Source organism: Skermanella sp. (assembly GCF_059503625.1).
In genome coordinates, this window is the sequence record NZ_JCACHA010001037.1 from 1 (window position 1) to 5,940 (window position 5,940).

A 5,940-nucleotide genomic window follows, 5' to 3' on the forward strand; every position below is an offset into this window, starting at 1 on the left:
AGTAAGGACTATAGTAAGAATCCAATTTTTTAGCGAAATACGCCATCCGCCACAGATGGCACACGCTATTAAGGAAGAAAGTGGAATAGCAACCCACAACAACAACAACGATACGACAATTAAATGTACATACAACATGATCATTAACTTGAAAGCTCCGTTAGATCGGCGGGTGAACAGTATATCTAACGTTGTTTATTTTGCATGGTTGGCAGTTAAGAACTCTTCTAGGTAGGGTAGCAGGCCAGTGTCCTCGCTTGCCAGATCTCGTCAGGCTCCCTTACGAAATAGACACTGAATTTCTAACGGACATCCACGATAGGCAAGGACGGTGTCAACTTGTTTGAGCTAGCTGCCAAAATTCGAGTGACGTAAGCAGCCGTCCACTGCTTGGCGAACATATCCGGCCCAAAATTCTTGGTCACCATGTTGTACCCTTGTTGCCCAAAAGCGTCCGCCATTTCTGGGAATTTCTGCATCAAGCGAATGAGATTAACAAAGCCGTCCGAGTCGGACGTGAGCAAACCGGTCACACCTTGCTGAACGGCCTCGATAGTGCCTTGTGCAGGATAAGCGATTACAGGACGCTTGGTCGCCATAGCCTCGAGCACTGTCATCGGCATCCCTTCCCATAGTGCCGTGTGTAGATATATATCCAACTGCGCTATTCGGGCTATGACTTGCTCCCACTCGAGCCAGCCGGTCACAGTCAGATTGGCTGGCGCATCGATCAGGTATTGCTCTCGGAGATCGCCAATCCACAGGAAATCGACCTCCCCTTCCATGCGGCGCGCCACATCGATGAACAGGCCTGGATTCTTCTGCGGCATACCTCGCCCCGCCATGCCGACTAAAGGTCTTCTTGGCCTGGCTTTAGGCGGCAAGTTGCTGACTATGTGAGAGATTGCTTCTACATCGCACATATTACTGATATATGTGCTGGCCAATCCCAGTTTCCGCGCACTATCCGCTTCACTGGCCGATACACCTATAATGTCCGAGGAAAAGCGCGCGAGCACCCATTCGGCGCTCATGTAAGCCAGCTTTTGCCATTGCCCGACCGGTTGGAGAAAGCTGAAGGCATGTGGGGTGTATATGATGGGGATACTCGGAAGAAAAGGTCTGAGCAGACGCACCAGCCCTGCTTTCGACGAATGTGCATGGATCAGATCAGGTTTCACCTGCCGGATGATCTTGAGCAACTGGTATAGTGCCACTGGATCTTTGATAGGGTTGATTTGCCGTTGGCATTCCCATCGATGAAATCTTACCTCTGTCGAAAAATTGCGACGCCAGTCTGCTGGAGTTTCTTCCCTTTGACTCCAAACGACATGATGCTCAAAATTGTCGCTACCCAAAGAAGAAATTATTTGTGACAGAACCTTTAATACCCCAGCTCCATAAGCTTGACATATACTGAGAATACGCAACTTATTCTCCCCATTTACCTCGTGGCTCATTGCTTTGTTCCTTTAATTATATTACAAAGTCAAATCTTAAATTTGAGGAATGCGATGACCGTGCGCAATCCAAATTCAAAGCATTAAAATACTAATTTAGAACTAGCAGGCACCCCTCTGCTTGATCACGACGAAAAATGTTTTTACCAGAATGTAGATATCTCTTCCAAGAGATAAGTTCTTTACATAATCTATATCTAGTAGAACTCTGCGATCGTAGTCCAACATACTACGACCGCTGACTTGCCACTGCCCTGTAATGCCAGGTCTGACACTCAGATAATAGATAGCATTTTCACCATACCTATCAAGCTCATCATGCGTAACTGGACGAGGACCTACAAGACTCATGTCACCGAAAAGAACGTTGAACAACTGTGGAAGCTCGTCCAAACTACTCTTTCTCATAAAATGTCCCCAGCGTGTTATACGTGGGTCAACTTTCAATTTACGCGACTGCTGCCATTCTTCCGCGATCTGCGGATCAGTTGCAATCAATTGCGCCAGAAAAAGATCGGAGTTCTTTCGCATGCTGCGAAATTTATAGCAGGGAAACTCTTTGCCGTGCCGTCCAATACGTTTATGGGCATAGATCGCTTGACCGCCGTCAAGTGCAGTAATCATATACACTATCATCATAAGCGGCAGGCAAAAACCTACAATAGCTAATGATATCGAAATATCGAATAGCCTCTTCACGACGCTCGATCGTCTGGTAGATAAATCTTCAAAACAACAATCTATATTTGTTAAACTCGTAATTTTGGATATACCGTCGAATTGGGCGCTGCTGATCATTGGTTTTAACATGGTATTTTCAACCCTCAATGTGATGCGAGATCATGTTCTTCTGGATGTGCATTTTGTAGAGTTAAGTGTGGCGTTTCTCGGCCACGACGATAAACAAGTTTCAAGGAGATTAAACGTTCTATTTATACTAAGGCTCTGGTTTCTAGGTTAGTATACCGGAGCGGTACTCTCTGACCGTACCATATGTAATTATATGTCTAACTGACAAATGGCTTTACCACCATTTTCCACCGATGCATTATTTGATTGAAATTACAGGAAATATGAATCGTTCGGTTTATGTTAAACGTTTACGGGACTTTCACAAAGGGATAGTAGGTTCAGCGCACATGCCCACAAATCCGACCGGCATATCCACAAAATGCGAAGTTTTGCGCCACGACGATAGAAAACATTTCTTTAGAGTTTACTTTAAAATTCTAGTTGCTTAGGATTTTTTGAAGACGTGGGCATTAATTCAGACCAAGTGTTATGATGACAGGTCTGAAGTCCCTCGGAGTAGATCATTCCATGCCGTGCCACCACAGCACATCAGCCTCATCCCGGTTGACTGCAAGCGAGCGATGGAAACCCACTGGACGCGGCTTCATGCATAGCCGGTACGACGCCGACGGTGTCATGGACGTTTTCCGCCGCAGGATGGCGCAGGCGATCCGCGCCTCGCGGCAGGACGAGCGTTTCCTCGGGCAGTGGGATCTTCGGCAGCACTCCTGCTCGCCGGTGGCTTGCATGATCGGGAGCTCTGTTGGCTCAACACCATGGGTCTCGACTCGGCGGTCCCCACCGGGCACTTCACGCGCATGAATCTCTTCCGTAATGGGCCGTTGGGTGTCAAGTCCCCGAGTGACTGTCTCATCGCCGGCTTCACGCTTCCGTCCGTGGTCAGCACTGAGGCCGCCACACCATGCAGTCAGATAAGGGAAGCCAGCGGGACAATCCAAGGCGCGTGGTTCACCCTAACAGGGAATTCAACAGCACTACTTCCGGCCTCATTGGTTTCCGCGTCCCGGCGACGGGACCTCACCGAGGCAAGACCCTACCGATCCTGCCCCAAACTATTACCTGGTGATCCGCTTACGCGGCCACCGGCGTCTCCTTACCCCAGCGGAATACGCTGCCATCCACCCACATACGGTGCAACACGGTCGCGAGCCTCCTCGCCAGGGCGACCTTCACCTGCTTCACGCCGCAGCGCCTAGCGACGTCCAGGGTCCAACGCTTCAGTGTCGAAAAGCGTGTCGTCCGGCTCAGCAGCACGTTGGCCGCCTCGTACAGGGCGTTCCGCACCATGGCGTCACCAACTTTACTGACGCCACCCGTCACATCGGTTTCGCCGGACTGGTACTTCTTGGGTGTCAGCCCGAAGTGCGCACCCATTGCCTTGGATGAGGTGAAGCGCGCCGGATCGTCCACGGTCGCCTTGAAAGTCACCGCGACCAGCGCTCCGACACCGGGCACCGTCATCAGCCGCCGGCAGACGTTGTCCGCCCGCACGATCGCCAGCACTTGCCTTGCCGGTGCAGACGCATGAACTCACTGTGCAAGCCGGTCCGCGCCGTCAGCATGGCACCGACCACCGCCTCCAGCATCGCGTGCCCGGCGATCCGCTCTTCGACCCGTGCCGCAAGCGCCCCTTGCTCACCTCGCCAACCTTCAGCCCGAAGCCGCGCAGAATGCCGCGGATGCTGAACTCCACATCGCGCAACTTGCTCTGCAGGAGCTTGCGCTCGACCCGCTCAGCCCGGCATGCAGCCACTGTGACAGGGGACTAGCCTCCAGCCCAATGCGCGTCACCGGCACACTGAGCTGGCCGAAGAAGCGGACCGCCGCCTCCGGCTCGCTCGCCACCTTGGCTTCGCACACCATCTTGCCCGTCGCATCCACCACGCACACGCCGCTCTGTTCCAACGACACGTCGATCCCGGCATAGTCGTCCATAGCTGTCCCCCGCTGAGGCCCATTACGGCATCTAAAGTCGCATCCCGACTGCCACGGCGAAGGGCGACATGCCTGCAAGCAGGTTCTAAACCGATTACTCCGTCATGGCGGTGCTATTCAATTGAATTGCCCTCAGGCAGGTTCGACGCAGTTCAATATCCAGTGAACGGCAAGTGCTTGAGATATCAGCTCAATATGATATCTCAAGCAATATAGCGGAGTAATATTAACGCCAACATCATACCATTCTGTCAATCGTTCGCCAATCGCGTCTTTCAAAAAAAATTTCGTTATTCCAAGTGAAATTTCTAAGCATCCAAGGCGCCATCATCGACCAATCCACCTCCCCCGTCAAATTAGTGACTTGAGAAGCGTATGCGCCCATTGCCTCTTTCTTCTGCGGAAGATAAGGATGTGCTTGTACCCGGTAGCGGCGCATTCGCATTATTTCAGAAATCGGCCGTATAAACAGGTTGTTTGCCTGGCTGACGGGCGACTCCTGGCGCGAGATCCAGGAACTGGGATGCCAGAACCAAATTGGGTATTCCAATAATCGGATATCCGTCCGGCTCTCTGCCGCCTCATATGCCGCTTTGTTCAGCATACGATGATCCGGATGTCCATCTTGAGATGATGTCACTAAAATCTCCGCCGGCCGGAATCTCTCAATCAACATCGAGAGCACTGAGACCAAGTCGGGCAAATGGGCGTGTAGCGTTCCATCCTCGAAATTTAGAAATGTAACGTCGTCAGATTCGACCCCGAGATGCGAACAGGCTACCAGCGCTTCCTGCCGACGCAATTCTACCAGTTGATCGGGTGAGATGATCGAGGACTTAGTCGAGTGCCGGCCATCTGTCGCTATCACGACCTTAACTGGAGTTGACAATGCACGCTTGCGAAGTATCGTTGCACCACATCCAAAAGTTTCATCATCGGCATGAGGCGCCAACACCAAGCAAGAATTCCCAGCCGTCGTTCCAGTGATATCGGTCGCTGTCATTGAGGCTATACCACGGTAGCTCGACAATACAGTACCTAAAGTTTGACGTAGCATTTGTGCCCACTTAGTTATACCACTTTCGCCCTGCGCATGCAGCACAGGTACAATGTCAACACGCTTAGACGAAGGCAGTCGAGTTGCAGTGTTCCCATTGACCTTCCACGGTAACTTTGTAATTTTATCAGGCCAATTACGATGAAACGAGCTTTCAATCGGATATGAACCGAGGCTCCACAGTACTTTGTGGCGAAGCATTGTGATTGCTCAATTGTGATACGATCGACCGAAATTGACCGGAACCTTGATAGATTCGTACAGTACGGTCCGGCAGGAGGCCGGCACCCCAACTCGCCTCTTCTCCCGACGGTGCTATATCTACTGCTTTTGAGCACAATTGCGACCACCCAATCAGCGGGAGGGGGGTGCTCTGGTACTCTAATCGCATATGAGCTGCTGCGATGAGTAATTACTCATTCCATAGCACTAGCCAATTTCTCCCTTCACAGTGAAACTATCGTGATGATAAAAGAGACAAAAAGTGCGGCTCAGAAGAAGGCGAAGATGTTTCTGTCGCCGTCGAAATCGCCGTTGACGCGAAATATATGGTTATGGGAGTGGCAAGGCATCGGCATCATGACGTTCGGCTTGCTGCTTGGCTGATACCTGCCAATATTTCCCGTACAGAACGCGAGTGCCTTGAGTATGATTTGGAGAACAACTTGGTTAAGA

4 protein-coding genes and 1 pseudogene are annotated in these 5,940 nt (G+C 51.1%); all 5 read right to left on the reverse strand.

The genetic code is table 11. The features are described 5' to 3' along the window. Positions 1-302: 302 nt before the first annotated feature. Positions 303-1,460 (reverse strand): glycosyltransferase, encoded by a 1,158-nt coding sequence (locus AC5JJ6_RS37705; RefSeq protein ID WP_496046955.1) that lies wholly within the window; start codon positions 1,458-1,460, stop codon positions 303-305. 102 nt (positions 1,461-1,562) lie between these two features. Then, positions 1,563-2,258, reverse strand: coding sequence for a sugar transferase (locus AC5JJ6_RS37710; RefSeq protein WP_496046956.1), 696 nt, complete (start codon positions 2,256-2,258; stop codon positions 1,563-1,565). A gap of 1,086 nt (positions 2,259-3,344) precedes the next feature. Beyond that, positions 3,345-4,208 (reverse strand): annotated as a pseudogene (locus AC5JJ6_RS37715) (IS110 family transposase). A 238-nt stretch (positions 4,209-4,446) separates the two neighbouring features. Beyond that, positions 4,447-5,211: a PIG-L deacetylase family protein gene (locus tag AC5JJ6_RS37720; RefSeq protein WP_496046957.1), complete on the reverse strand. Its 765-nt coding sequence runs from the start codon at positions 5,209-5,211 to the stop codon at positions 4,447-4,449. A gap of 545 nt (positions 5,212-5,756) precedes the next feature. After that, on the reverse strand, positions 5,757-5,940 hold a 184-nt coding region (locus AC5JJ6_RS37725; protein ID WP_496046958.1), incomplete at its 5' end, for a hypothetical protein.

Excerpts from the sequence above, each read along its gene's own strand:
- AC5JJ6_RS37705 (WP_496046955.1), bottom strand. The coding sequence starts at position 1,460 with ATGAGCCACGAGGTAAATGGGGAGAATAAGTTGCGTATTCTCAGTATA.
- AC5JJ6_RS37710 (WP_496046956.1), bottom strand. The coding sequence starts at position 2,258 with ATGATCAGCAGCGCCCAATTCGACGGTATATCCAAAATTACGAGTTTA.
- AC5JJ6_RS37720 (WP_496046957.1), bottom strand. The coding sequence starts at position 5,211 with ATGACAGCGACCGATATCACTGGAACGACGGCTGGGAATTCTTGCTTG.